The organism is Dryocola boscaweniae, assembly GCF_025215095.1.
In the GTDB taxonomy this organism is placed as follows: Bacteria; Pseudomonadota; Gammaproteobacteria; order Enterobacterales; family Enterobacteriaceae; genus Dryocola; species Dryocola boscaweniae.
The window spans coordinates 267,511-291,698 of sequence record NZ_JALHAP010000079.1; the positions used below are offsets into that span (position 1 = coordinate 267,511).

Genomic DNA, 24,188 nt, shown 5'->3' on the forward strand with positions numbered 1-24,188 from the left:
TCGGGGGATACATGAGCGCGGGAAGCCCAACTTTTACTTTACGCCGTATGGCGGCGTTATCGCTGGTGAGCCTGTGGCTGGCCGGCTGTAGCAGCAATGATACACAGGCGCCCATCAGCTCGGTCGGTGGCAACAACAATGCGGGAAGCAGCGCATCTGGCGGGATGTTAGTGACACAGCCGCCTAAAATGTCTACGCCGGCCCAGTCCCCACAGACACAACCTGTACAGCAGCCGGTTATTCAGCCGATGCAAACCCAGCCAGTTGTTCAGTCAGAACCAGTACAAACTCAAAATGGTCGTATCGTTTATAACCGTCAGTATGGGAATATTCCGAAAGGCAGCTACGCTGGCGGCAGCACTTATACCGTGAAGCGCGGCGACACATTGTTCTACATTGCATGGATAACCGGGAATGATTTCCGTGACCTTGCTCAGCGCAACAATGTTCCGGCTCCGTATGGCCTGGAGGTCGGTCAGACCCTGCAAGTTGGCAACGCATCCGGCACGCCAATTACCGGCGGAAATGCGGTTACGGCAGCCGACGCAAGCGCGCAAGGTATAACCAATCCTGCTGCACAAAACTCAAGCACCGCAGTTGCTTCTAAACCGACAATTACGTATTCTGAAGACTCAGGTGAACAGAGTGCTAACAAAATGTTGCCGAATAATAAGGGTACTGCGACAACCGTCACAGCACCGGTTACGGCACCTGTGATTAGCTCTACGACTACCGTACCGACTGCCAGCAGCACGTCCGATAGCGCGCCGATTTCTACCTGGCGTTGGCCGACTGATGGCAACATTATCGAGAACTTCTCTGCTACTGAGGGTGGCAATAAAGGGATCGATATTGCGGGCAGTAAAGGACAGGCTATCGTCGCGACCGCTTCAGGCCGCGTGGTATATGCCGGTAACGCACTGCGCGGTTACGGTAATCTAATCATCATCAAACATAACGATGATTACCTGAGTGCCTACGCCCATAACGATACAATGCTGGTCCGGGAACAAGAAGAAATCAAGGCGGGGCAGAAGATAGCTACCATGGGTAGCACCGGAACCAGTTCAACAAGATTGCATTTTGAAATTCGTTACAAGGGGAAATCCGTAAACCCGCTGCGTTACTTACCGCAGCGATAAACCGGCAAAGCACTCCATCATAAGTGTTTTGCCCAGGGATCACGGGTAGGAGCCACCTTATGAGTCAGAATACGCTGAAAGTTAATGAGTTAACCGAAGACGCGGAATTTGATGAGAACGGAGTTGAGGCTTTTGATGAAAAAGCCCTTGTAGAAGAGGAGCCCAGTGATAACGATATTGCCGAAGAAGAGCTGTTGTCACAGGGCGCTACACAGCGTGTGTTGGACGCGACTCAGCTTTATCTTGGGGAGATCGGCTACTCCCCATTACTAACAGCCGAAGAAGAAGTTTATTTTGCTCGCCGCGCTTTGCGTGGTGATGTCGCCTCCCGCCGACGTATGATTGAAAGTAACCTGCGTCTGGTGGTGAAGATTGCTCGTCGTTATAGCAATCGTGGTCTGGCACTGCTGGATCTGATTGAAGAGGGCAACCTGGGGCTGATTCGTGCGGTAGAGAAGTTTGACCCGGAACGCGGGTTCCGTTTCTCAACGTACGCCACCTGGTGGATTCGTCAGACCATCGAACGGGCAATTATGAACCAAACCCGTACGATTCGCCTGCCGATTCATATTGTGAAAGAGCTGAACGTTTATCTGCGTACCGCTCGAGAACTCTCCCACAAGCTGGATCATGAGCCAAGCGCGGAAGAGATCGCAGAGCAGTTGGATAAGCCAGTTGACGATGTCAGCCGTATGCTGCGTCTCAACGAACGCATCACCTCAGTAGACACCCCGTTGGGTGGCGACTCTGAGAAAGCGCTTCTGGACATCCTCGCGGATGAGAAAGACAACGGCCCGGAAGACACCACGCAAGATGATGATATGAAGCAAAGCATCGTCAAGTGGTTGTTTGAACTGAATGCTAAGCAGCGTGAAGTGTTGGCCCGTCGTTTTGGTCTGCTGGGTTATGAAGCGGCGACGCTGGAAGATGTGGGCCGTGAAATCGGTCTGACTCGTGAACGTGTTCGTCAGATTCAGGTTGAAGGCCTGCGCCGTCTGCGTGAAATTTTGCAGACTCAGGGGCTGAATATCGAAGCGCTGTTCCGCGAATAATCGACTCTTCAAATAAAAAGCGGTGATTAAAATCACCGCTTTTTTTATGCCTTTTCCCTCTCTTTGCTGGAGAAAGGGAACGACTACACCAGACTCTTCAAACGATAAATCCACTCCAGCGCCTGTCTTGGCGACAGCGAATCCGGATCTAACGCTTCCAGGGCTTCTACCGCAGGGGAAGTTTCCTCGGCAATTGACAACAATGACATCTGTGTACCGTCTACCTGGGTAGCTGCTGTGTTATTGGAAACCGTCTCCAGCTCTCGTAATTTTTGACGAGCGCGTTTGATGACATCTTTCGGCACACCCGCCAGCGCGGCAACGGCCAGACCGTAACTTTTGCTTGCCGCGCCGTCCTGCACGCTGTGCATGAAGGCTATGGTATCGCCATGTTCAAGCGCATCCAGATGCACATTTGCAACGCCTTCCATTTTTTCCGGCAGAGTGGTGAGTTCGAAATAATGGGTTGCAAACAGCGTCAGCGCTTTGATGCGGTTTGCCAGGTTTTCGGCGCAGGCCCAGGCCAGTGACAGGCCGTCATACGTTGAGGTTCCGCGTCCGATCTCATCCATCAGCACCAGGCTGTGCTCTGTAGCGTTATGCAAAATATTGGCCGTTTCGGTCATTTCTACCATAAAGGTAGAGCGGCCGGATGCCAGGTCGTCCGCCGCGCCTACGCGAGTGAAAATACGATCGATTGGGCCGATCTCAGCCTGTTGCGCCGGCACGAAGCTGCCAATATATGCAAGCAGCACAATGAGCGCAGATTGGCGCATATAGGTGCTTTTACCCCCCATGTTCGGGCCCGTGATAATCAACATGCGGCGCTGCGGTGAGAGGCTCAGCGGGTTGGCGATAAACGGCTCGCTCAGCACTTTTTCGACAACCGGATGGCGGCCGCCAACCACTTTAATACCAGGTTTATCGGTAAGTTGCGGGCAGGTGTAATTCAGGCTGTAAGCACGTTCTGCCAGGTTCACCAGCACGTCGAGTTCTGCAAGCGCAGTAGCGCTGGTTTGCAGCGCCTCAAGATGCGGCAACAGCATGTCAAAAAGCTGGTCGTAAAGCTGTTTCTCAAGCGCCAGCGCTTTGCCTTTCGAAGTCAGAACCTTATCTTCGTATTCTTTAAGCTCAGGAATAATATAACGCTCGGCATTTTTTAGCGTCTGGCGGCGGACATAGTGAATTGGCGCGTGGTGGCTCTGCCCGCGGCTGATCTGAATGTAGTAGCCGTGCACGGCGTTAAAGCCGACTTTCAGCGTATCCAGTCCCAGCTTTTCACGTTCACGGATTTCTAGTTTATCGAGATAATCCGTCGCGCCATCTGCCAGCGCACGCCATTCGTCCAGCTCTTCGTTATATCCTGGGGCAATGACACCGCCGTCGCGTACCAGCACAGGCGGTGACTCTATAACCGCGCGTTCAAGCAATTCACGCAGCTCGGTGAATTCGCCCATATTTTCACGCAGCGTTTGCACATAGTCTGTTGGCACATCGGCCAGCAGTTCGCGTAATTCAGGCAGTTGCTGGAAAGCGTAACGCATGCGGGCTAAATCGCGCGGACGTGCTGTACGTAGCGCAAGACGCGCCAGAATACGTTCCAGATCGCCTACCTGACGAAGCACCGGCTGGATTTCAGCCGTGCGATCCTGGAGAGCGGCGATAGTGCTTTGACGTTTTTGCAGCACATCGACGCTACGTACCGGCATATGCAGCCAGCGTTTGAGCATGCGGCTGCCCATTGGCGTAACGGTGCAGTCCAGTACCGAGGCGAGCGTATTCTCAAAACCGCCCGAGAGATTCTGGGTTATTTCAAGATTTCGGCGCGTTGCCGCATCCATAATGATGCTGTCCTGCTGCCGGTCCATGGTGACGGACCGGATGTGCGGCAGGGAAGTGCGCTGAGTATCTTTAACGTATTGCAGCAAACAGCCGGCGGCACATAACGCGTGATGAGCGTTTTCAACGCCAAAGCCGGTTAAATCACGCGTACCAAACTGCATATTTAACTGCTGACGAGCCGTTTCAATCTCGAATTCCCATAACGGACGGCGGCGCAGACCGCGGCGGCCTTCAATCAGACGAGTTTGTGCAAAGTCTTCTGCATACAGCAGCTCAGCAGGATTGGTGCGCTGCAGCTCGGCAGCCATGGTCTCGGCATCTTCTGGCTCGCTCAGGCGGAAACGGCCGGAGCTGATATCCAGCGTCGCGTAGCCAAAACCTTTGCTGTCCTGCCAAATGGCGGCCAGCAGATTATCCTGACGCTCCTGCAATAAAGCCTCATCGCTGATGGTGCCGGGCGTAACGATGCGTACAACTTTTCGCTCAACCGGTCCTTTGCTGGTGGCCGGATCGCCAATTTGCTCGCAAATGGCGGCGGACTCACCAAGATTTACCAGCTTCGCCAGATAGTTTTCTACGGCGTGATGCGGCACCCCCGCCATCGGGATAGGTTCGCCTGCAGAAGCGCCGCGTTTAGTCAGGGAGATATCCAGCAACTGCGATGCGCGTTTCGCATCGTCATAAAATAGCTCGTAAAAGTCGCCCATGCGGTAAAAAAGCAGGATCTCAGGGTGCTGCGCTTTCAGGCGCAGATACTGCTGCATCATCGGCGTATGGGAATCTAAATTATCCATATTACTCATAATGTCTGTCTTTCTAATCCTTTGAATTAATGGGCATTGTGATGATTTATTGTTGTTGAAATTTCTCGCTTTTCACAAATATTATTGCCCGGTAAAAGTCCTTCTATTACACCACAGAACATTGCGGCGGCACACTGCCCGCAAGCAGGAAAACTTCGCGATACCTCGCAGAGTCTGTTACCAGCGCTGGGTTTTTGATTTACCATGAGAGATACACTTTTCTGGCCACACATATGGACATCCCAGCACATGCGTTATTCAGCCGCGTTACTCCCACTTCTTGTTTTGTTATCAGCCTGTAGCAGCAAGCCGAAAACCGAGGCGCAGATACAGCAAACTTCCGGTACGCCATCCGGTGGTTTCCTGCTTCAGCCGCAGCATGATGTTTTCATGCAGTCCGGGGATTTTGCGTATAATCCTGAGGCCGAAAAATTTATCGATAAGATGGTGAGTAAGCACGGTTTTGATCGCCAGCAACTACACGAAGTGCTGTCTCAGGCTAAAAAACTCAACTATGTGCTGCGTTTGATGGATCAGCAGGCGCCGACCACGGCACCGCCTCCGGGACCAAACGGCGCATGGCTACGCTATCGGGGTAAATTTATTACGCCTGATAACGTGCAAAACGGCGTGATGTTCTGGAACCAATACGATGCCGCGCTCAAGCGTGCTTTCCAGGTTTACGGCGTACCGCCAGAGATTATCGTCGGGATTATCGGTGTAGAAACCCGATGGGGCCGCGTAATGGGCAAAACCCGCATTATTGATGCCCTCTCTACGCTGGCGTTTGCCTATCCACGCCGTGCTCAATACTTCGCCGGTGAGCTGGAAACCTTCCTGCTTATGGCGCGTAATGAAGGTGACGATCCGCTGGCGCTTAAGGGCTCGTTTGCGGGCGCGATGGGTTATGGTCAGTTTATGCCATCTTCTTTCAAAGAGTATGCGGTTGATTTTAATGGCGATGGACATGTCAATCTGTGGGATCCGGAAGATGCCATTGGCAGCGTGGCCAACTACTTCAAAGGGCATGGCTGGGTAAAAGGAGATTTGGTGGCGGTGCCGGCAAACGGTCAGGTGCCGGGCCTGGCGAACGGCTTCAATACAAAGTACTCCGTCTCCGCACTGCAGCAGTCCGGTTTAAGCCCGCAAAGTTCGCTGGGTAACCATCAGGAAGCCAGCCTGCTGCGTCTGGATATGGGCGATCGATATCAGTACTGGTACGGCTTGCCAAACTTCTACGCGATTACCCGCTACAACCACAGTACGCATTACGCGATGGCCGTATGGCAGTTGGGGCAGGCCGTTGCGCTGGCCCGCGTGCAGTAAACAGTGCGGCGGGTGAGCAGCCCGCTACTTTTTTTGCGTATAAAGCTTCGTTTTAAGCGAAGCGTAACTCCGTAATTTACAATGCACTCAGAGTGATTTATGTTATGTTATAACAAATCATTTTGGGTGCTTGTCATGTCGTCATTTCCTTTGCGCACGTTATTTACCGCATCAGCTTCTCTACGTTTCGGCGTTGTTATGTTTGCGCTGTCACTTTTGTGGCTAGCCATTCTCTGGGCGATCGCCTTGCCATGATTACTCTTAAGCAAGCGGTGCCTGGTTACCGGGGCCGGGCGGTAACTTCGCCGCTGTCCGGGACTTTCCTTACGGGCAGTATGACAGCCGTCATTGGCGCTAATGGCACGGGGAAATCCACGCTATTGAAGACGCTGATTCAGTTGCAGCCCCCGGTATCCGGGCATATCTCTTTCACTGAAGGCTCTGCGCCCCGGGCTGCCTGGCTGCCGCAACTTTCTGAGATGGATCGCCAGTTTCCTGCGTCGGTTTATGATGTGGTGTGTATGGGAAGCTGGCCCGGACGCGGCCTGTTTTCTGGAATTAATCGCCAGCATCGCCTGCGCATTTGCGAAGCTATCGAGCGTGTGGGGCTGGGTAAGCTTCACAATCAGCCTGTCGAAACGCTTTCTGGCGGGCAGTTTCAGCGCATGCTTTTTGCAAGATTACTTGTTCAGAACGCGCCTTTGGTTCTGCTGGATGAACCCTTTACCGGCGTTGATGCGCAAACAAGCCGCTTCCTGATGGACCTGATTTGTCAGATGCACGATGCCGGGCAAACGGTTATCGCGGTATTGCACGACAACGCGCTGGTGAAACGTCACTTCCCACAGGTTTTATTGCTCGGCCCGGAATGCTGCCACTGGGGAAAAGCCTCAGAAATTCTGCCTTATTATCAACCCACAAGCTTAAATCTGGCGTTATCCGCATGATTTATCACGTCTTAATTGAACCCTTTGTCGATTACGGTTTTATGCGTCGCGCGCTAGTGGCGTGCCTGGCGCTTTCGCTGAGCACCGCTCCGTTGGGTATTTTCCTTTTGCTGCGTCGCATGAGCCTGGTTGGCGATGCGTTATCACACGCCATTTTGCCGGGCGTAGCGGTGGGATATTTACTGGCGGGAATGTCGCTGGTGGCAATGGGGATCGGCGGATTTGTCGCAGGTGTACTGGTCGCGCTGATTTCAGGCCTGGTAAGCGCTCATACCAAACTTAAGGAAGATGCGAGCTTTGCAGGCTTTTACCTTGGGTCGCTCGCTCTTGGCGTGACGTTAATCTCACTGCGAGGATCCAGTGTCGACCTGCTGCATTTGCTCTTCGGCTCTATTCTTGCCATCGACAGCCCGGCCACGGTCTTTGTGGGCATTATCGCCAGCGTGACGTTACTACTGCTGGCACTGCTTTATCGCGGCTTTGTGATGGAAACTTTCGACCGTACTTTCTTGCGCGTAAACAGCCGCCTGACGCCGCATCTTCTGCACGGCGTGTTTCTGGCTTTGCTGGTGTTGAATCTGGTAGCCGGTTTTCAAATCCTCGGGACGTTGATGTCAGTGGGGTTAATGATGCTGCCTGCAGTATCTGCCCGCTGCTGGGCAAAAACGTTGCCGGGCACGATGGCCATTGCTGTGCTTTGCGGCCTGTTTTGCGCATGGCTCGGGCTGGCGTGGTCATTTTATGCAGCGCTTCCTGCCGGGCCCGCCATCGTACTGACAGCAAGCGGCGCGTTTTTCGTATCGATTTTATTTGGTTCACGTAGTGGCTTAGCCTGGAGTTTATACCGGGGCGGCTTATTAATCAGCAAGGGGGTTAAATGAAACGTTTTGGAATTGCTCTGCCGTTGATTCTGGCAGTTTTCTCTCAGGCAGCACTGGCGAAGAATTTGAATGTAGTAACCAGTTTTACCGTGCTGGCGGATATGGCAAAGCAGGTGGGAGGTGAGCAAGTTACCGTCACCAGTCTCGTTGGGCCGGATGGCGATCCGCACAGCTTTGAACCTTCGCCAAAAGACAGCGTGGCGTTAAGTCATGCGGATGTCGTTATAGTCAGCGGGCTAGGCATGGAAGGATGGATGGATCGGCTGGTAAGCGCTTCAGGTTTTAAAGGTAAAGTGATTGTTGCTTCTCAGGGCGTGAACACTCGCAGCATGGAAGAAGAGGGCAAAACGATCACCGATCCACATGCATGGAACAGCGCTGAAAACGGCGCAATTTACGCTGATAATATAATGAAGGCGCTAATAGCTGCCGACCCGGAAGACGCGCCGGCGATCCGTCAGACAGGAACTGAATACGTCACGCGTTTAAAATTGCTTGATAGCTGGGCTAAAACGCGCTTTGAAGCCATTCCCAAAGCGCGCCGCCATGTATTGACCAGTCATGATGCCTTTGGTTATTTCGGTAAGGCTTATGGCGTAACGTTCCTTTCACCAGTGGGCTTTTCTACTGAGGCGGAAGCCAGCGCCAGCGATGTCGCAGCCTTAATTAAGCAGCTCAAAGAACAGCACATCAAAACCTATTTTATTGAGAATCAGACCGATCCACGTCTCGTGCAGCAGATTGCTAAAGCCAGCGGTGCGCAGCCGGGTGGGGAGCTTTATCCTGAAGCCCTGTCGCCTGCGGGTGGCCCTGCCAGCACCTATGAAATGGCGTTTAAACATAATGTGGAAACGATCGCCAGCAGCATGAAATAATCCCTCCGGCCAGCATTTGCTGGCCTTTTTCATTCCTGGAAGCCGCCTCGACCTTCTTGATGTAATGCCCTGAAAATGCGCTAAAGTGCTATCGTGATAATCGGTGATATGTCTACAATCGGAGCAAGCCATGACAGAGAAAACGTTGCGTGAATTAAGCCATCAGGTGGGCGAAGCGCTTGGGCATTTGGGCGCCACCATCACCACGGCAGAATCCTGTACTGGCGGGTGGATAGCCAAAGTTATCACCGATGTGTCGGGCAGTTCCGCCTGGTTTGAACGCGGCTTTGTCACCTACAGTAATGACGCCAAGCATCAGATGATCGGCGTTGACAGCGGCACGCTGGAAACCCATGGCGCGGTGAGCGAAGCGGTGGTGCGGGAAATGGCCCAGGGCGCGCTTTACGCGGCGGGTGCAGACTATGCGGTCGCGGTAAGCGGGATCGCCGGGCCAAATGGCGGGAGCGAAGAAAAACCAGTGGGTACGGTATGGTTTGGCTTTGCTTCAAAGGCTGAAGGCACTATCGCTCGCCAGCAACTTTTCGAAGGCGACCGTGATACGGTACGGCGCAAGTCGACAGAATATGCCCTGCAAACCCTGTGGGAAGAATTTCTAAAAAATAAGCTTGATACTGTATGACCATACAGTATAATTGGCTCAACAAAACGTATTAAGAACGCAGCGTGGTGCATTAATGGCTCACCCTGCATGACAGGAGTAAAAATGGCTATCGACGAAAACAAACAGAAGGCGTTAGCGGCAGCACTTGGCCAGATTGAAAAACAATTCGGCAAAGGCTCCATCATGCGCCTGGGTGAAGACCGTTCCATGGATGTCGAAACGATCTCTACCGGTTCACTTTCACTGGATATCGCTCTGGGGGCTGGCGGCCTGCCAATGGGCCGTATCGTTGAAATCTACGGACCAGAATCTTCAGGTAAAACGACCTTGACCCTGCAGGTAATCGGCGCCGCACAACGTGAAGGTAAAACCTGTGCGTTTATCGATGCTGAGCACGCGCTGGATCCCGTCTATGCGAAGAAACTTGGCGTTGATATCGACAACCTGCTGTGTTCGCAGCCGGATACCGGCGAGCAAGCTCTGGAAATCTGTGATGCGCTGGCGCGCTCTGGCGCAGTCGACGTTATCATCGTTGACTCCGTCGCCGCGCTGACGCCAAAAGCGGAAATCGAGGGCGAAATCGGTGACTCTCACATGGGCCTTGCGGCACGTATGATGAGCCAGGCGATGCGTAAGCTGGCTGGTAACCTGAAGCAGTCCAACACGCTGCTTATCTTCATCAACCAGATCCGTATGAAGATCGGTGTGATGTTCGGGAACCCGGAAACCACGACCGGTGGTAACGCGCTGAAGTTCTATGCTTCTGTACGTCTTGATATTCGCCGTATCGGTGCGGTAAAAGACGGCGATAACGTTATCGGTAGCGAAACCCGTGTGAAAGTTGTGAAAAACAAAATCGCGGCGCCCTTTAAACAGGCTGAGTTCCAGATTCTCTATGGCGAAGGCATCAACTTCTACGGCGAACTGGTTGACCTGGGCGTGAAGCACAAGCTGATTGAAAAAGCAGGCGCATGGTACAGCTACAACGGTGAGAAGATTGGCCAGGGTAAAACCAACGCCAGTAACTTCCTGAAAGAGAACAAGCCAATGTCCGTAGAAATCGAGAAGAAACTACGCGAAATGCTGCTCAATAATCAGGATGCCACACCGGACTTTACCGTGGACGATCACGATAAAGACGCCGCTGAAACCAACGAAGAATTCTGATTCCCAACAGGGGTTGCTACGGCAACCCCTGTTTATTTCTGCTTTAACACAATACCCTCACCGCATCGTCTTCTTAACAGGTAATCTGTTATGTCTGAATCAGGAACAACCCCTCGCCGTAGTGCTTATGCCCGCTTACTGGATAAAGCTACCCGCATTCTTGCTATGCGCGATCACAGCGAACATGAACTACGTCGCAAGCGTGCCTCTGCACCCACTTTTCCTGGCAGTCAGAATGCTGAACAGCCCGTCTTCACTCCAGAAGATATAGAACAAGTTATCGCCTGGTGTTACGAACATCGCTGGCTCGACGACGCCCAGTTTGCTACTCGTTTTATCGCCAGCCGCAGCCGTAAAGGCTATGGGCCACAGCGTATTCGTCAGGAGCTGCAACAAAAAGGTATCGACAGGGCGATCGGCGAGTCGGCCATGATGGAGTGCGAAGTGGACTGGCAGGCGATGGCGCGCGAAATGGCGGAAAGAAAATTTGGCGAGCCGCTACCAATCGAGTGGAAAGAGCGTGCCAAAGTGCAGCGTTTTCTTTTGTATCGTGGCTTCTTTATGGAAGATATCCAGGCCATCTATCGAAATTTTACCGATTAGATTCATACGGGATTTTACTTCCCCGGTAAGAAAACTTATCTTATTCCCACTTTTTTCCAGGTAAACTGGTCAACACTTCAGCATCGCTACGAGTGATGTCTGGTTTACAACTCTTCATTAGCTTGATTTCAGGATAATTATGAGCAAGAGCACCGCTGAGATCCGTCAGGCGTTTCTCGATTTTTTCCATAGTAAAGGTCACCAGGTTGTAGCTAGCAGCTCCCTGGTTCCGAATAACGATCCGACTTTGCTGTTTACCAACGCCGGGATGAACCAGTTCAAGGATGTTTTCCTGGGCCTCGACAAGCGTAATTATTCCCGTGCTACAACGTCTCAACGTTGTGTGCGCGCGGGCGGTAAGCACAACGATCTGGAAAATGTCGGTTACACCGCACGTCATCATACTTTCTTCGAAATGCTGGGTAACTTCAGCTTCGGTGACTACTTCAAACATGACGCTATCAACTTCGCATGGGAACTCCTGACCGGCGAACAATGGTTCAATTTGCCAAAAGATCGTCTGTGGGTAACCGTATACGAAACCGATGACGAAGCCTTTGAAATCTGGGAAAAAGAAGTTGGCGTTCCGCGTGAGCGCATAATTCGCATTGGCGATAATAAAGGCGCGGCTTACGCATCTGATAACTTCTGGCAGATGGGCGATACAGGTCCTTGCGGCCCGTGCACCGAGATTTTCTTCGATCATGGCGATCATATCTGGGGCGGCCCTCCGGGTAGCGCCGAAGAAGACGGCGATCGCTATATCGAAATCTGGAACATCGTTTTCATGCAGTTCAATCGCCAGCAGGACGGCACCATGCTGCCGCTGCCGAAACCGTCGGTTGATACCGGTATGGGTCTGGAGCGTATTGCTGCCGTGCTGCAGCACGTTAACTCCAACTACGAAATCGATCTGTTCAGCAAACTGATTCAGTCTGTTGCCAAAGTGACCGGCGCGACAGATTTGTCCAGCAAGTCTCTGCGCGTTATTGCCGACCATATTCGTTCTTGCGCCTTCCTTGTTGCCGATGGTGTTACGCCATCTAACGAAGGCCGTGGCTATGTTCTGCGTCGTATCATTCGCCGTGCGGTGCGCCACGGCAACATGCTTGGCGCGAAAGAGACTTTCTTCTACAAGCTGGTTGGCCCGCTGATTGGCGTCATGGGATCTGCCGGTGACGAACTAAAAGATCAGCAGGCGCTGGTTGAACAGGTTCTGAAAACGGAAGAAGAGCAGTTTGCCCGTACTCTGGAACGTGGTCTGGCGCTGCTGGATGAAGAGCTGGCAAATCTGCAGGGCGACACCCTGGACGGCGAAACAGCCTTCCGCCTGTATGACACCTATGGCTTCCCGGTTGACCTGACGGCGGATGTTTGCCGCGAGCGCAATCTGAAAGTAGACGAAGCGGGTTTTGAAGCCGCAATGGAAGAGCAGCGCCGCCGTGCGCGCGAATCCAGTGGTTTCGGCGCGGACTACAACAGCATGATCCGCGTGGATTCTGCTTCAGCCTTTAAAGGCTACGATAGCCTGGATTTGAACGCAAAAGTGACCGCGCTATTTGTTGACGGTCAATCTGTTGCGCAGATTGAAGCAGGCCAGGAAGCGGTAGTCGTGCTGGATGAAACTCCGTTCTACGGCGAATCCGGTGGCCAGGTAGGCGATAAAGGCGCAATCAAAGGCAACGGCATTGACTTCGCTGTTAGCGATACTCAGAAATATGGCCAGGCGATTGGACATCTGGGCAAGCTGACAAGCGGCGTGCTGAAAGTGAACGACAGCGTGAAAGCTGAAGTAGATGAGGCCCGCCGGGCACGTATTCGTCTGAATCACTCAGCTACGCACCTGCTGCATGCCGCCCTGCGTCAGGTACTCGGTACGCACGTTGCGCAGAAGGGGTCTTTGGTTAACGACAAAGGCTTGCGTTTTGACTTCTCGCATTTTGAAGCGATGAAGCCGAGCGAAGTCCGCGCTGTAGAAGATATCGTCAATGCCCAGATTCGCCGTAACCTGCCAATCGAAACCAACGTAATGGATCTCGAAGCGGCGAAAGCGAAGGGAGCAATGGCGCTGTTCGGCGAGAAATATGATGACCACGTGCGTGTGTTAAGCATGGGCGATTTCTCAACCGAGCTTTGCGGCGGTACTCATGCCAGCCGTACCGGCGATATCGGCCTGTTCCGCATCGTTGCTGAATCAGGGACGGCGGCAGGCGTGCGTCGTATTGAGGCGGTAACGGGCGAAGGCGCACTGGCTAATCTGCATGCGCAAAGCGACCAGTTGCATGACATCGCTCAACTGCTTAAAGGTGACAGCCAGAATCTGAACGAGAAAGTGCGTTCTGTGCTGGAGCGTACCCGCCAGCTTGAGAAAGAATTGCAGCAGTTAAAAGAGCAGCAAGCTTCACAGGAAAGCGCAAATCTTTCCAGTAAAGCAACAGAAGTGAAAGGCGTGAAATTGCTGGTAAGCGAGCTGAGCAACGTTGAACCGAAGATGTTGCGTACCATGGTTGACGATCTGAAAAATCAGCTTGGCTCAGCGGTAATCGTTCTGGCCACCGTGTCAGAAGGTAAGGTTTCTCTGATTGCTGGTGTCTCCAAAGATGTGACTGACCGCGTAAAGGCGGGGGAACTGGTGGGGATGGTTGCACAGCAGGTCGGAGGCAAGGGTGGCGGTCGTCCAGATATGGCTCAAGCGGGTGGCACAGACGCGGCTGCCTTGCCTGGCGCGCTGTCCGGCGTGGAAGCCTGGGTCACGGCTAGACTCTAAGTCAAAATAAAGTGTAAGCGGGGCCAGCGTCGTTTTGTGAGCTGGCGCCCGAACATTTACACACTATCGATAATGATAAAGTCAGGTTGAAGTTGAGTATATCGGCTAAACTTAGTCATAACAGAATGTAATGCCGTGACTGCTTACACTTTATGTGTTTGTCATCGCTTACTTTTTGGCGTTATATGATGGATAATGCCGGGATACGCCAGAGACCCGACTCTTTTAATCTTTCAAGGAGCAAAGAATGCTTATTCTGACTCGTCGAGTTGGTGAGACCCTCATGATTGGGGATGAGGTGACCGTGACTGTGCTTGGGGTAAAAGGCAACCAGGTTCGTATTGGTGTGAACGCCCCGAAAGAAGTCTCTGTACACCGCGAAGAGATCTACCAACGTATCCAGGCTGAAAAATCGCAACAAACGAGTTACTAAAGTTACTGCGTCTCGCTAGTCATTAGCGAGGCGCTCCTTTTATCTCCCTTCTTTTACAGTCTTACCTCCATTGTCTCTCCTGAACTATTCTGTCCGCTCGCTTTACTGCGAGAAACTTCGCATGTTTTTTTCTGGAAACGCGATCTTGCCTGTTGATAAAACACTCTTTTTGTCTCCAAATTATGCGAATCGGATGTGATTTGTGCAATCGATAGCGAGTCGGGAAAAATTGTTTGACTTATAAGTCCCAGAAAGTAATATGTGCGCCACGCAGCGACGAGAAGCTCTCACGAGTAACTTGAAGCACTCGCAAGAGGCGTGTGGTGAGGTGGCCGAGAGGCTGAAGGCGCTCCCCTGCTAAGGGAGTATGCGGTCAAAAGCTGCATCCGGGGTTCGAATCCCCGCCTCACCGCCATTTTGCATCCGTAGCTCAGCTGGATAGAGTACTCGGCTACGAACCGAGCGGTCGGAGGTTCGAATCCTCCCGGATGCACCATATATTTCGATGTTGCGGCAGGTTGAGCGACATTGAGTCGGCAGTAAAAAGCAGTGCCCCTGTGCATCCGTAGCTCAGCTGGATAGAGTACTCGGCTACGAACCGAGCGGTCGGAGGTTCGAATCCTCCCGGATGCACCATCCTTCTTCAGAATTGTTAAGCTTTCTTAACGGTGCTGAGTCAGAAGTACAAAGCAGTGCCCCCTGATGCATCCGTAGCTCAGCTGGATAGAGTACTCGGCTACGAACCGAGCGGTCGGAGGTTCGAATCCTCCCGGATGCACCATATTGCTCCCCCTTCTGTATTTCCCGTTCTTCTCCAGCAAGTGCTAATCATCCGCTTACAAAACATTCACCCTTTGCGCTAACGCCGTCACAGTAAGCGACAATTTTACCTGTTTACGCTAAAGTAACGCCTCGACATTTGGTGATGTGAGGGATGAGATGTACGAACGTTACGACGGGTTAATTTTCGATATGGACGGGACCATCCTCGATACCGAACCAACGCATCGCAAGGCATGGCGTGAGACATTGTCTCGTTACGACATGCAGTTTGATGAACAGGCTATGGTGGCGTTGAACGGTTCTCCAACCTGGCGCATCGCGCAGGTCATTATTGAAAGTCATCAGGCCAGTCTCGATCCGCATCTTCTGGCGCAGGAAAAAACGCAGGCGGTGAGAACTATGCTGCTTGATACCGTGCGTCCTCTGCCGTTGATTGACGTAGTGAAGTCCTGGCACGGCCGTCGTCCAATGTCTGTCGGTACAGGCAGCGAAAGCGATATCGCCGAAGCGCTGCTAAATCATCTTGGTTTACGACGCTACTTCACGGCTGTCGTCGCCGCCGATCATGTTAAAAAGCACAAACCTTTTCCCGATACATTCTTACTGTGCGCCGAGCTGATGGGTGTTGCGCCCGAGAAGTGCGTAGTGTTTGAAGACGCTGACTTTGGGCTGGAAGCGGCTCGGGCGGCAGGCATGGCCGGTGTGGATGTTCGCTTACTGTGAGTGACATATTGTCACTGGCTTCTTTGTTCACCAGTAGCTTTCTCAGCGCCACCTTGCTTCCCGGCAGTTCAGAAGCCGTCCTGGTCGCTTTACTGGTGGCAGGTGTTGGCCCGACCTGGTTACTTATTTTAATAGCAACAATGGGTAATAGCCTGGGTGGGCTGACTAACGTTATTCTGGGACGTTTTTTCCCGCAGCGTAAACAGTCCCGCTTGCAGGGAAAAGCAACCGCCTGGCTGACTCGATTTGGTCCGGCTGCTTTATTACTGAGTTGGTTGCCTTTAATTGGCGATCTGTTGTGCCTGCTTGCCGGATGGCTACGTCTGGCGTGGGGACCAGTAATTTTCTTTTTATGCCTTGGTAAAGCGATTCGCTACATCGTTGTTGCGGCTGCAACGGTACAAGGCATGGCGTGGTGGCAATAATTGAGGGCGCGAACGTTCATCGTGAGCTTTTACAATTATGCTTAATAAAAATGAATTCGACAGGCGGGAGGTCAATTTGATCCCGGACGTATCACAGGCGCTGGCCTGGCTGGAAAAGCATCCTCAGGTAGTCAAAGGCATTCGACGTGGTCTTGAACGCGAAACATTGCGGGTTACGCCGACAGGCGAGCTGGCAACGACAGGGCACCCGGAAAGCCTCGGCTCAGCGCTGACACATAAATGGATCACAACAGACTTCGCCGAAGCCCTGCTGGAATTTATTACCCCGGTAGATGGCGACATCGACCATATGCTGACCTTCATGCGCGATATTCATCGCCATGTCGCACGTGAGCTGGGTGATGAGCGCATGTGGCCGCTAAGTATGCCGTGCTATATCGATGATGGTCAGAACATTGAACTGGCGCAGTATGGCTCGTCTAACACGGGGCGTATGAAAACGCTGTACCGCGAAGGTCTGAAGAACCGCTACGGCGCGTTGATGCAGACTATTTCCGGCGTGCATTACAATTTCTCGCTGCCTCTGGAGTTCTGGCAGGCGCGTCTTGGCGTGCAGGATGCGCAAAGCGGCAAAGAACAGATTTCAGCCGGGTATTTCCGTCTGATTCGTAACTACTACCGTTTTGGCTGGATAATTCCCTATCTGTTTGGGGCATCGCCGGCGATTTGCTCGTCATTCCTGCAGGGCAAAGAAAGCTCGCTGCCGTTTGAGAAAACCGACTGTGGCATGCATTACCTGCCGTATGCGACTTCCCTGCGCCTGAGCGACTTAGGCTATACCAACAAATCGCAAAGCAATCTCGGCATCACGTTCAACGATTTGAACACATACGTTGCCGGGCTTAAAAAGGCGATTAAAACTCCGTCTGAAGAGTATGCGCGCATTGGTCTTGAGAAAGACGGCAAGCGTCTGCAGATCAACACTAACGTACTGCAGATCGAAAATGAGCTTTATGCGCCGATCCGTCCGAAACGCGTAACTCGTAAAGACGAATCACCATCAGACGCGCTGCTGCGCGGCGGTATTGAATACATTGAAGTCCGCTCGCTGGACATCAACCCGTTCTCCCCGATTGGAATGGACGAACAGCAGATTCGCTTCCTTGACCTGTTTATGATCTGGTGCGTGCTGGCTGATGCCCCGGAAATGAGCAGCGATGAGCTGCTTTGTACGCGCACCAACTGGAATCGAGTGATTCTGGAAGGTCGCAAGCCGGGCCTGATGCTTGGCGTAGGGTGCGGAGCCACGCAACATCCTTTGTCCAAAGTGGGCAAAGATTTGTTCGCAGATTTACGTCGCGTGGCGGAAACGCTGGACAGCATTGCTGGAAATGATGAATACCAACAGGTGTGCGATCGGCTGGTCGCCTGTTTCGACGATCCTGAACTGACGTATTCAGCACGCATTCTGCGATCTATGATTGATAATGGCATTGGCGGCACCGGCCTTGCCCTGGCGGAGCAGTATCGTCAGATGTTGATCGGCGAGCCGCTGGAGATTTTGACGTCGGACGTACTGCAGCAGGAGCATGATGCATCCTGGCAGCGCCAGCGTGAGAGAGAAGCCAGCGATACCGAGCCGTTTGATACCTGGCTTGAGAAACAGGCTTAGCACAAAAGAAAATGGCCACAATCAATGTGGCCAAAATATTCATCTCTGAAGACAGGGATGATGATAACAAATGCGCGTCTTTCAATTATTGAGACGCGTATTAAATAGAATGGTTCATTTTATTTTAAAAAAAATCACTTATCGGAGGTGACCAGATGCCGTTGTTGGATAGCTTCACAGTCGACCATACTCGCATGGGCGCGCCAGCAGTGCGTGTAGCCAAGACGATGCACACGCCGCATGGCGATACCATCACCGTGTTTGACCTGCGCTTTTGTGTCCCGAACAAGGAAGTGATGCCGGAAAAAGGGATCCACACGTTGGAACATTTATTCGCAGGCTTCATGCGGGACCATCTCAACGGTAACGGTGTCGAGATCATCGATATTTCGCCAATGGGCTGCCGTACCGGCTTTTACATGAGCCTGATCGGCGTGCCGGACGAAACCCGCGTGGCCGATGCATGGAAAGCGGCGATGGAAGATGTGCTGAAAGTGAAAGAGCAAAACCAGATCCCTGAGCTGAACGTGTATCAATGTGGGACTTACCACATGCACTCATTGCAGGAAGCGCAGGATATCGCGCGCCATATCCTTGAGCACGGCGTTAGCGTCAACAGCAATGACGAACTGGCGTTGCCGAAAGAGAAACTCAAAGAGCTGCATATCTAGTTCTTTGGATCGTAAAAAGGAGCCATGTGGCTCCTTTTTTTATATCTGGCGTATGCTATCTTCATCTTTTTATTCAGAAATAAAATTATGTCAACCTCGCTTCAGTTCAGCTTCGCCACACGTCCGCTGGTGCCTTTCGCCCATGATTATTCCCATGGGGCGGCGGAGCCGTGGCACAGCCATGACTGCGCGCAATTACTGCATACGTTAAGCGGTGTGGCGCGGGTTGAAACGGAGCAGGGCCACTGGGTCGTACCACCCGGCCGTGGCGTCTGGCTTCCTGCGGGAACGCGGCATCGGCTTCATGTGACGGGGAACGTCGCCGCCCGAACATTGTTTGTCGATCCCTATGCGCGAGCAGATTTACCCTCTGTGTGTCAGGTTGTGCAGGTATCCGCGCTTCTGAGAGAGCTGATCGTTACCTCGCTAGAATTACCTGAAGAATACGCCGCCGGCAGCAGAGAAGAGCGGATCTACGAGCTGATTCTCGATGAGATCCGCGTCATGACGGTGCTGCCGTTTAACCTGCCGGAACCTGAGACTCCGGCGTTGCAGAGATTATGTCGACAGATTCAGGCTGAACCCGGCAGGCCGTGGACGACGGATCTTGCGGCCACGCAGCTTAATGTTAGTCAGCGAACCCTGCTGCGCCATTTTCGCCAGCAAACCGGTCTGGCGTACAGCGAATGGGTGCGGCGGGCAAGGCTGATGGAGGCTTTAATCCGCCTTGCTCAGGGGCAACCGGTGCTTCGTGTAGCGCTGGACCTGGGATACGAAAGCCACAGCGCTTTCAGCGCGATGTTTCGCCGTATTCTCGGCGTCTCGCCTGGGAACTACTTTCTGTAGTTAACCGCGTAGCGGTAGCGCATTGAGCAGCGCTTGCACAGAGGCGCGCGAAACATCATTGTCGATGCCTACGCCCCAGCGGCTTTCGCCTTTAGCAAAGGTAAGGCGGATATAGGCCGCCGAGCGGCTCTCGCTGTGCCTGCCAAGCGTATGCTCATGGTAATCCTCAATAGCGAAAGCGATGTTAAACCGCGCTTTCAACGCTTCGGATGCGGCGGAAAGCAACCCGTTGCCTTTCCCCTGCAAAGTCATGACGCCTTCTTCAGTCTGGAGGCGAGCGTGCAGCGAAAGTACGCCTTTTCCCTGGCTTTCGCTGCGGTAATCAAGCAGTTGCCGCCCGGCTAACTGATGAGGACCATACAGTTCACGGAATAACTGCCAGAGCGCGCTCAGCGTCATTTCATTGCCGTCCCGGTCGGTTTGTTGCTGTACGTGGCGGCTAAAGTCCTGTTGCAGGCCGCGCGGTAACACCAGCCCATGATTTTGTTCCAGCATCCACGCCGCGCCACTTTTTCCTGACTGGCTGTTTACCCGGATCACCGCTTCGTAGCTACAGCCGATATCGTTGGGGTCTACGGGAAGATAAGGCATCTCCCAAAGGGAAGAGGAGGAGCGCTGACAAGCCGTAAAGCCTTTCTTGATGGCATCCTGATGCGAGCCGGAAAAGGCGGTGAAAGCGAGCTTCCCGGCGTATGGGTGACGAGGATGCACCGGTAGCTGATTACATTGCTCCACCAGTTCCACAACCTGCTTCATATCGCTGAAATCGAGCTGTGGAGAAACGCCCTGGCTATAGAGATTCATGGCAAGGGTAACGAGGCAGACATTTCCGGTGCGCTCGCCATTACCGAAAAGACAGCCTTCAACCCGCTCGGCGCCCGCAAGTAATGCCAGTTCGGCGCTCGCGACACCGCTACCACGATCGTTATGAGGGTGGATACTGATACACACCGCGCTACGCCGCGAGAAATGTCGGCAAAAATACTCAATCTGATCGGCATAAACATTTGGGGTATTCACCTCCACGGTCGCGGGCAGGTTAACGATCATCGGCCTTTGCGCGCAAGGCTCCCAGACGTCGGCCACCGCCTCGCAGATTTGCAGGGCGAAATCAGGCTCGGTAAAACAAAACGTTTCCGGAGAATATTCATAGCTCCATTTTGTCTGCGGGTTTGCTTCGCATAACGCCCGGATCTGTCGGGTCGCGCTGACCGCCAACTGGATGATTTCCTCTTTGCTCTGTCGGAACACCAGGCGGCGAAAGAGCGGGGCGGTGGCGTTATAAAGATGTACGGTAGCGCACTTCGCGTTTTCCAGCGCGGCAAAGGTGCGTTCAATAAGATCGCTGCGCGCCTGGGTCAGCACCTGAATAGTGACATCCTCAGGGATGCGCTGTTCTTCAATTAGCTGACGAACAAACTGAAAATCCGTCTCCGAGGCCGAAGGGAAAGCGACTTCAATCTCTTTAAAGCCACATTTAAGAAGTTGCTCCCAGAAACGCAGCTTGCGTGCGCTGTCCATCGGTTCGGCCAGCGCCTGATTACCGTCGCGCAGGTCCGTAGAAAGCCAGCGCGGCGCATGTGTAAGCTGCCTGTCAGGCCATTGGCGATCGGGCAAATGCACGGTTTGATGAGGAAGATATTTTTGCGACGGGTCTTGCAGCATGGCGGTTCTCCTGGGCGTGGGTCAGCCTTTATCCTGACAACTCAGGACCGAGATTACTGGCGCAAAACTGACAACCTGTGCTGCGAAACCGCCAGACGGCAGGCAACAAAAAGGGGCCTGATGGCCCCTTTATCTTTTTAAACTAGTGCGCGCCACTGCCGCCACCGCCTGCGCCAAACGGCGGTTTGGCGAACCAAATCAGGCCTAACAGCAGAAGGAAGATGCCTGCTGATATCCAGAATATCTCGTTAGCGGAGATAATCAGCCCCTGGTTGGTTATCTGCTGCGCGATATAGCCGGAAGCCTGCTGCTGCGTCATCCCTAAGCCCTGTAGCTGGTTATAGGTCTCCACCGCATTCGGATTAAACGGCGTGACTGATTCCGTGAGCTGCGCATGGTGCAGCGCCTCGCGGTTGGTCCAAAGCGTTGTCGTAATCGACGTGCCAATCGAGCCGGCAAGCGTACGGGTAAAGTTCGACAGGCTTGAGGCCGCCGCCATGCGTTCCGGAGGCAGGCCGGAAAGCGTAATCGTCGTCAGCGGCATAAAGAAACATGCCACGGCGAAGCCCTGAATAAACTGCGGCCATGCCGACGCGCCAAAATCCATTCCCGGCTCGAAAGTGTACGCGCGCCAGTAGAAACAGACCGCGTACATAATAAAGCTGAATGTCACCAGCCGACGCATATCAAGCTTATGCGCGAAGCGGCCAATAATCGGCGACAGCAGAACCGGAAGCAGCCCTACAGGTGCCGATGCAAGCCCCGCCCAGGTCGCCGTGTAGCCATATACCTCCTGCAATAGCTGCGGCAGCAGAACAATCGCGCCGAAGTAGAGCATATAGGCAAGGCTGATACACAGGCAGCCGATGGTAAAGTTTCGCGACTTGAACAACGACAGATCGACTATCGGATTATCATCGGTCAGCTCCCAGACAATCAGGAAGCTAATCGTTACCACCGCTATCACGGTTAACACCACGATTTCCGTCGAGTTAAACCAGTCCAGCTCTTTACCGCGGTCGAGCATGACTTGCAGGCTGCCGATGCCCACCACCAACAGCGCAAGGCCGATGGCGTCGATGCGGCGGTGTTCCGTTTTCGTCTCTCGGCCGCGCAGCGTTTGCAGCGTCATCAGAACTACCGCGGCGCCAATCGGCACGTTGATAAAGAAGATCCAGCCCCAGTGATAATTATCGCTGATATAGCCGCCGAGAATCGGTCCGCAGATAGGTGCAACGATAACCGTCATCGACCATAGCGCAAGCGCGATGCTTCGCTTGGCCGGCGGATAGTTATTGAGCAGCAGGCTTTGCGAAAGCGGGATCAGCGGCCCGGCCACCACCCCCTGAATCACGCGGAAGAAGATCAGCATCTCCAGGCTGTTGGAAATGCCGCATGCCCAGGAGGCGATAACAAACAGAATTGTCGACCACATAAACAGCCGGACTTCGCCGATGCGTTTGGCGAGCCAGCCTGTCAGGGGGATCGAAATCGCATTTGCCACACCAAAAGAGGTAATGACCCAGGTCCCTTGGCTCAGTGAAGAACCAAGGTTACCGGCAATCGTCGGGATAGCGACGTTTGCGATGGTGGAATCCAGCACCTGCATAAAGGTCGCCAGCGATAAGGCGATGGTCATAATAACCAGCGGGGCGCCTTCTAGCGGTTTTTGTTGCGCCATACAGCCTCCGCTTTATTAGCCCGCATTTGCCTGAATAATCTGGTTAATTAGCTGGTTAACCGGCGCCAGATTCAGCTCACGCGCGTTGCTTTCATAGGCGGGTGAAGTACGAACCTGGCTTGCCAGCACGCTGCCGTCGCGGTTTGACGTGTCGACGGTAACTAAAGTAGACAGACCGATGCGCAGCGGGTGCTGTTCGAGCTGTTTTGCATCCAGTTCTATACGTACCGGCAGGCGCTGAACCACTTTGATCCAGTTACCGGTGGCGTTCTGGGCAGGCAGTAAAGAGAAGGCGCTACCGGTTCCCATATCCAGCCCGACCACTTTGCCGGTGTATTTCACTTCGTCACCGTAAATATCACTGACCACGGTAGCTGACTGGCCGATACGCATATGGGCAAGCTGCGTCTCTTTGAAGTTGGCATCAACCCATAACCCGCTGGCCGGCACGATAGCCATCAGCGGCGTTGTTGGGCTGATTTGCGCGCCAACCTGTACGGCGCGGCGAGAAACATAGCCGGTCATCGGGCTGACGATTTTGGTGCGCTGCAGCGCCATCCACGCGTTACGTAAATCGGCCGCGGCCTGTTTCACACTCGGCTGGTCTTCAAGGCTGGTGCCCAGAATCATCGCCTGATTAGCGTTGTACTGCTGAATGGCAACGTCAAGGTCGGCCTGCGCGGATGCAACGGCGTCGCGTGCGTGTTGCAGCTCTTCACGGCCAATCAGGTTTGCGCTGCCTAAAGGCACGCGGCGGTTCAGGTCGCTTTGCGCCTGCGCCAGCGCGGTCTTTTTCAGTTCGATATTGGCCTGATATTGCTTGCTGTTGATCATCTGCTGGCGCGTCTGGCGCACGCTTGATGCCAGCACGGTCTGTGCTTTATCAAAGGCCTGTTCAGCATCAGCCTGGTCAAGCGTTACCAGCACGTCACCCTGTTTGACGAAATCGGTATTGTCGGCCCAGACCTTGGTTACGCTGCCGGAAACCTGAGACATAATCTGCACCTGATTTCCTGCCACATACGCATCGTCCGTATTTTCGTAGTGACGCAATACTAAAAACCAATAAATCCCATACGCCACAGCAATAATGACAAAGAGCAAAGTCAACGCAAGAAGGGCGCCTTTACGTTTGCCTTTCTTGTTTGCAGGTTGCTGCGGGTTTTGAGTCTGGGCATGTGCGCTCATGCTTATCTCCACATTTTTTTATTATTGTGATCGGCTAAAAACCGACCTGTTAGATCTTAGAGGCCAGCAAGGTAAATTGCTGGCCTCTAAGTTGTTATCTCTTATTGGGACAC

General features: G+C 53.2%; 20 protein-coding genes and 4 tRNA genes. 20 read left to right on the forward strand and 4 right to left on the reverse strand.

The window, feature by feature from the left end:
* The first annotated feature begins 11 nt into the window (after positions 1 to 11).
* On the forward strand, positions 12 to 1,142 hold the full coding sequence (nlpD, locus tag MUA00_RS13710; RefSeq protein WP_333780877.1) for a murein hydrolase activator NlpD: 1,131 nt from the start codon (positions 12 to 14) through the stop codon (positions 1,140 to 1,142).
* 59 nt (positions 1,143 to 1,201) lie between these two features.
* On the forward strand, positions 1,202 to 2,194 hold the full coding sequence (gene rpoS / locus MUA00_RS13715) for an RNA polymerase sigma factor RpoS (protein WP_121264162.1): 993 nt from the start codon (positions 1,202 to 1,204) through the stop codon (positions 2,192 to 2,194).
* 83 nt (positions 2,195 to 2,277) lie between these two features.
* Here rpoS and mutS read toward each other — a convergent pair whose 3' ends face one another.
* On the reverse strand, positions 2,278 to 4,839 hold the full coding sequence (gene mutS, locus MUA00_RS13720) for a DNA mismatch repair protein MutS (RefSeq protein WP_271123590.1): 2,562 nt from the start codon (positions 4,837 to 4,839) through the stop codon (positions 2,278 to 2,280).
* A 249-nt stretch (positions 4,840 to 5,088) separates the two neighbouring features.
* On the opposite strand from mutS, the gene mltB reads away from it, so the two are divergent.
* From mltB to MUA00_RS13810, 18 genes are all read left to right on the forward strand, one after another.
* Complete coding sequence (gene mltB, locus MUA00_RS13725) at positions 5,089 to 6,165, forward strand: lytic murein transglycosylase B (protein ID WP_271123591.1); 1,077 nt, start codon at positions 5,089 to 5,091, stop codon at positions 6,163 to 6,165.
* A 251-nt stretch (positions 6,166 to 6,416) separates the two neighbouring features.
* Positions 6,417 to 7,112 (forward strand): metal ABC transporter ATP-binding protein, encoded by a 696-nt coding sequence (locus tag MUA00_RS13730; RefSeq protein WP_271123648.1) that lies wholly within the window; start codon positions 6,417 to 6,419, stop codon positions 7,110 to 7,112.
* Complete coding sequence (locus MUA00_RS13735) at positions 7,109 to 7,993, forward strand: metal ABC transporter permease (protein WP_271123592.1); 885 nt, start codon at positions 7,109 to 7,111, stop codon at positions 7,991 to 7,993. The genes MUA00_RS13730 and MUA00_RS13735 overlap by 4 nt, the downstream gene beginning before the upstream one ends.
* On the forward strand, positions 7,990 to 8,868 hold the full coding sequence (locus MUA00_RS13740) for a metal ABC transporter substrate-binding protein (protein ID WP_271123593.1): 879 nt from the start codon (positions 7,990 to 7,992) through the stop codon (positions 8,866 to 8,868). The genes MUA00_RS13735 and MUA00_RS13740 overlap by 4 nt, the downstream gene beginning before the upstream one ends.
* 130 nt (positions 8,869 to 8,998) lie before the next feature.
* Entirely contained in the window at positions 8,999 to 9,508 is a 510-nt protein-coding gene (gene pncC, locus MUA00_RS13745) for a nicotinamide-nucleotide amidase (RefSeq protein WP_271123594.1), read from the forward strand.
* Positions 9,509 to 9,592: 84 nt separating this feature from the next.
* The gene (gene recA, locus MUA00_RS13750; RefSeq protein ID WP_271123595.1) at positions 9,593 to 10,657 is read left to right on the forward strand and encodes a recombinase RecA; all 1,065 of its coding nucleotides are present in this window, start codon (positions 9,593 to 9,595) and stop codon (positions 10,655 to 10,657) included.
* Between the two features lie 90 nt (positions 10,658 to 10,747).
* The gene (locus MUA00_RS13755) at positions 10,748 to 11,260 is read left to right on the forward strand and encodes a regulatory protein RecX (protein WP_271123596.1); all 513 of its coding nucleotides are present in this window, start codon (positions 10,748 to 10,750) and stop codon (positions 11,258 to 11,260) included.
* Positions 11,261 to 11,399: 139 nt separating this feature from the next.
* Positions 11,400 to 14,027 (forward strand): alanine--tRNA ligase, encoded by a 2,628-nt coding sequence (gene alaS, locus MUA00_RS13760; protein WP_271123597.1) that lies wholly within the window; start codon positions 11,400 to 11,402, stop codon positions 14,025 to 14,027.
* Positions 14,028 to 14,274: 247 nt separating this feature from the next.
* Positions 14,275 to 14,460 (forward strand): carbon storage regulator CsrA, encoded by a 186-nt coding sequence (gene csrA / locus MUA00_RS13765; protein WP_013574027.1) that lies wholly within the window; start codon positions 14,275 to 14,277, stop codon positions 14,458 to 14,460.
* 322 nt (positions 14,461 to 14,782) lie between these two features.
* Positions 14,783 to 14,875: transfer RNA gene (locus MUA00_RS13770), tRNA-Ser, on the forward strand.
* 4 nt (positions 14,876 to 14,879) lie between these two features.
* Positions 14,880 to 14,956 (forward strand) — tRNA-Arg (locus MUA00_RS13775).
* Positions 14,957 to 15,019: 63 nt separating this feature from the next.
* Positions 15,020 to 15,096 (forward strand) — tRNA-Arg (locus MUA00_RS13780).
* 68 nt (positions 15,097 to 15,164) lie between these two features.
* Positions 15,165 to 15,241: transfer RNA gene (locus MUA00_RS13785), tRNA-Arg, on the forward strand.
* Between the two features lie 158 nt (positions 15,242 to 15,399).
* Positions 15,400 to 15,966, forward strand: coding sequence for a fructose-1-phosphate/6-phosphogluconate phosphatase (gene yqaB / locus MUA00_RS13790; RefSeq protein ID WP_271123598.1), 567 nt, complete (start codon positions 15,400 to 15,402; stop codon positions 15,964 to 15,966).
* On the forward strand, positions 15,963 to 16,391 hold the full coding sequence (locus MUA00_RS13795) for a YqaA family protein (RefSeq protein ID WP_271123599.1): 429 nt from the start codon (positions 15,963 to 15,965) through the stop codon (positions 16,389 to 16,391). Before yqaB ends, MUA00_RS13795 begins: the two co-directional genes overlap by 4 nt.
* 76 nt (positions 16,392 to 16,467) lie before the next feature.
* The gene (gene gshA, locus MUA00_RS13800; protein WP_271123649.1) at positions 16,468 to 18,024 is read left to right on the forward strand and encodes a glutamate--cysteine ligase; all 1,557 of its coding nucleotides are present in this window, start codon (positions 16,468 to 16,470) and stop codon (positions 18,022 to 18,024) included.
* Between the two features lie 155 nt (positions 18,025 to 18,179).
* On the forward strand, positions 18,180 to 18,695 hold the full coding sequence (gene luxS, locus MUA00_RS13805; RefSeq protein ID WP_271123600.1) for an S-ribosylhomocysteine lyase: 516 nt from the start codon (positions 18,180 to 18,182) through the stop codon (positions 18,693 to 18,695).
* Between the two features lie 87 nt (positions 18,696 to 18,782).
* Positions 18,783 to 19,541: an AraC family transcriptional regulator gene (locus tag MUA00_RS13810; RefSeq protein WP_271123601.1), complete on the forward strand. Its 759-nt coding sequence runs from the start codon at positions 18,783 to 18,785 to the stop codon at positions 19,539 to 19,541.
* Here MUA00_RS13810 and leuA read toward each other — a convergent pair whose 3' ends face one another.
* From leuA to emrA, 3 genes are all read right to left on the reverse strand, one after another.
* A complete protein-coding gene (gene leuA, locus MUA00_RS13815; RefSeq protein ID WP_271123602.1) occupies positions 19,542 to 21,206 on the reverse strand; it encodes a 2-isopropylmalate synthase in 1,665 nt (554 codons plus the stop codon). It abuts the gene before it with no gap.
* 142 nt (positions 21,207 to 21,348) lie between these two features.
* Entirely contained in the window at positions 21,349 to 22,887 is a 1,539-nt protein-coding gene (gene emrB / locus MUA00_RS13820; RefSeq protein ID WP_271123603.1) for a multidrug efflux MFS transporter permease subunit EmrB, read from the reverse strand.
* Positions 22,888 to 22,902: 15 nt separating this feature from the next.
* The gene (gene emrA, locus MUA00_RS13825; protein ID WP_271123604.1) at positions 22,903 to 24,075 is read right to left on the reverse strand and encodes a multidrug efflux MFS transporter periplasmic adaptor subunit EmrA; all 1,173 of its coding nucleotides are present in this window, start codon (positions 24,073 to 24,075) and stop codon (positions 22,903 to 22,905) included.
* Positions 24,076 to 24,188: the final 113 nt, after the last annotated feature.

Bases quoted from the DNA above. Each gene is read 5' to 3' on its own strand.
- nlpD (WP_333780877.1), top strand. From the start codon at position 12: ATGAGCGCGGGAAGCCCAACTTTTACTTTACGCCGTATGGCGGCGTTA.
- rpoS (WP_121264162.1), top strand. From the start codon at position 1,202: ATGAGTCAGAATACGCTGAAAGTTAATGAGTTAACCGAAGACGCGGAA.
- mutS (WP_271123590.1), bottom strand. From the start codon at position 4,839: ATGAGTAATATGGATAATTTAGATTCCCATACGCCGATGATGCAGCAG.
- mltB (WP_271123591.1), top strand. From the start codon at position 5,089: ATGCGTTATTCAGCCGCGTTACTCCCACTTCTTGTTTTGTTATCAGCC.
- MUA00_RS13730 (WP_271123648.1), top strand. From the start codon at position 6,417: ATGATTACTCTTAAGCAAGCGGTGCCTGGTTACCGGGGCCGGGCGGTA.
- MUA00_RS13735 (WP_271123592.1), top strand. From the start codon at position 7,109: ATGATTTATCACGTCTTAATTGAACCCTTTGTCGATTACGGTTTTATG.
- MUA00_RS13740 (WP_271123593.1), top strand. From the start codon at position 7,990: ATGAAACGTTTTGGAATTGCTCTGCCGTTGATTCTGGCAGTTTTCTCT.
- pncC (WP_271123594.1), top strand. From the start codon at position 8,999: ATGACAGAGAAAACGTTGCGTGAATTAAGCCATCAGGTGGGCGAAGCG.
- recA (WP_271123595.1), top strand. From the start codon at position 9,593: ATGGCTATCGACGAAAACAAACAGAAGGCGTTAGCGGCAGCACTTGGC.
- MUA00_RS13755 (WP_271123596.1), top strand. From the start codon at position 10,748: ATGTCTGAATCAGGAACAACCCCTCGCCGTAGTGCTTATGCCCGCTTA.
- alaS (WP_271123597.1), top strand. From the start codon at position 11,400: ATGAGCAAGAGCACCGCTGAGATCCGTCAGGCGTTTCTCGATTTTTTC.
- csrA (WP_013574027.1), top strand. From the start codon at position 14,275: ATGCTTATTCTGACTCGTCGAGTTGGTGAGACCCTCATGATTGGGGAT.
- yqaB (WP_271123598.1), top strand. From the start codon at position 15,400: ATGTACGAACGTTACGACGGGTTAATTTTCGATATGGACGGGACCATC.
- luxS (WP_271123600.1), top strand. From the start codon at position 18,180: ATGCCGTTGTTGGATAGCTTCACAGTCGACCATACTCGCATGGGCGCG.
- MUA00_RS13810 (WP_271123601.1), top strand. From the start codon at position 18,783: ATGTCAACCTCGCTTCAGTTCAGCTTCGCCACACGTCCGCTGGTGCCT.
- leuA (WP_271123602.1), bottom strand. From the start codon at position 21,206: ATGCTGCAAGACCCGTCGCAAAAATATCTTCCTCATCAAACCGTGCAT.
- emrB (WP_271123603.1), bottom strand. From the start codon at position 22,887: ATGGCGCAACAAAAACCGCTAGAAGGCGCCCCGCTGGTTATTATGACC.
- emrA (WP_271123604.1), bottom strand. From the start codon at position 24,075: ATGAGCGCACATGCCCAGACTCAAAACCCGCAGCAACCTGCAAACAAG.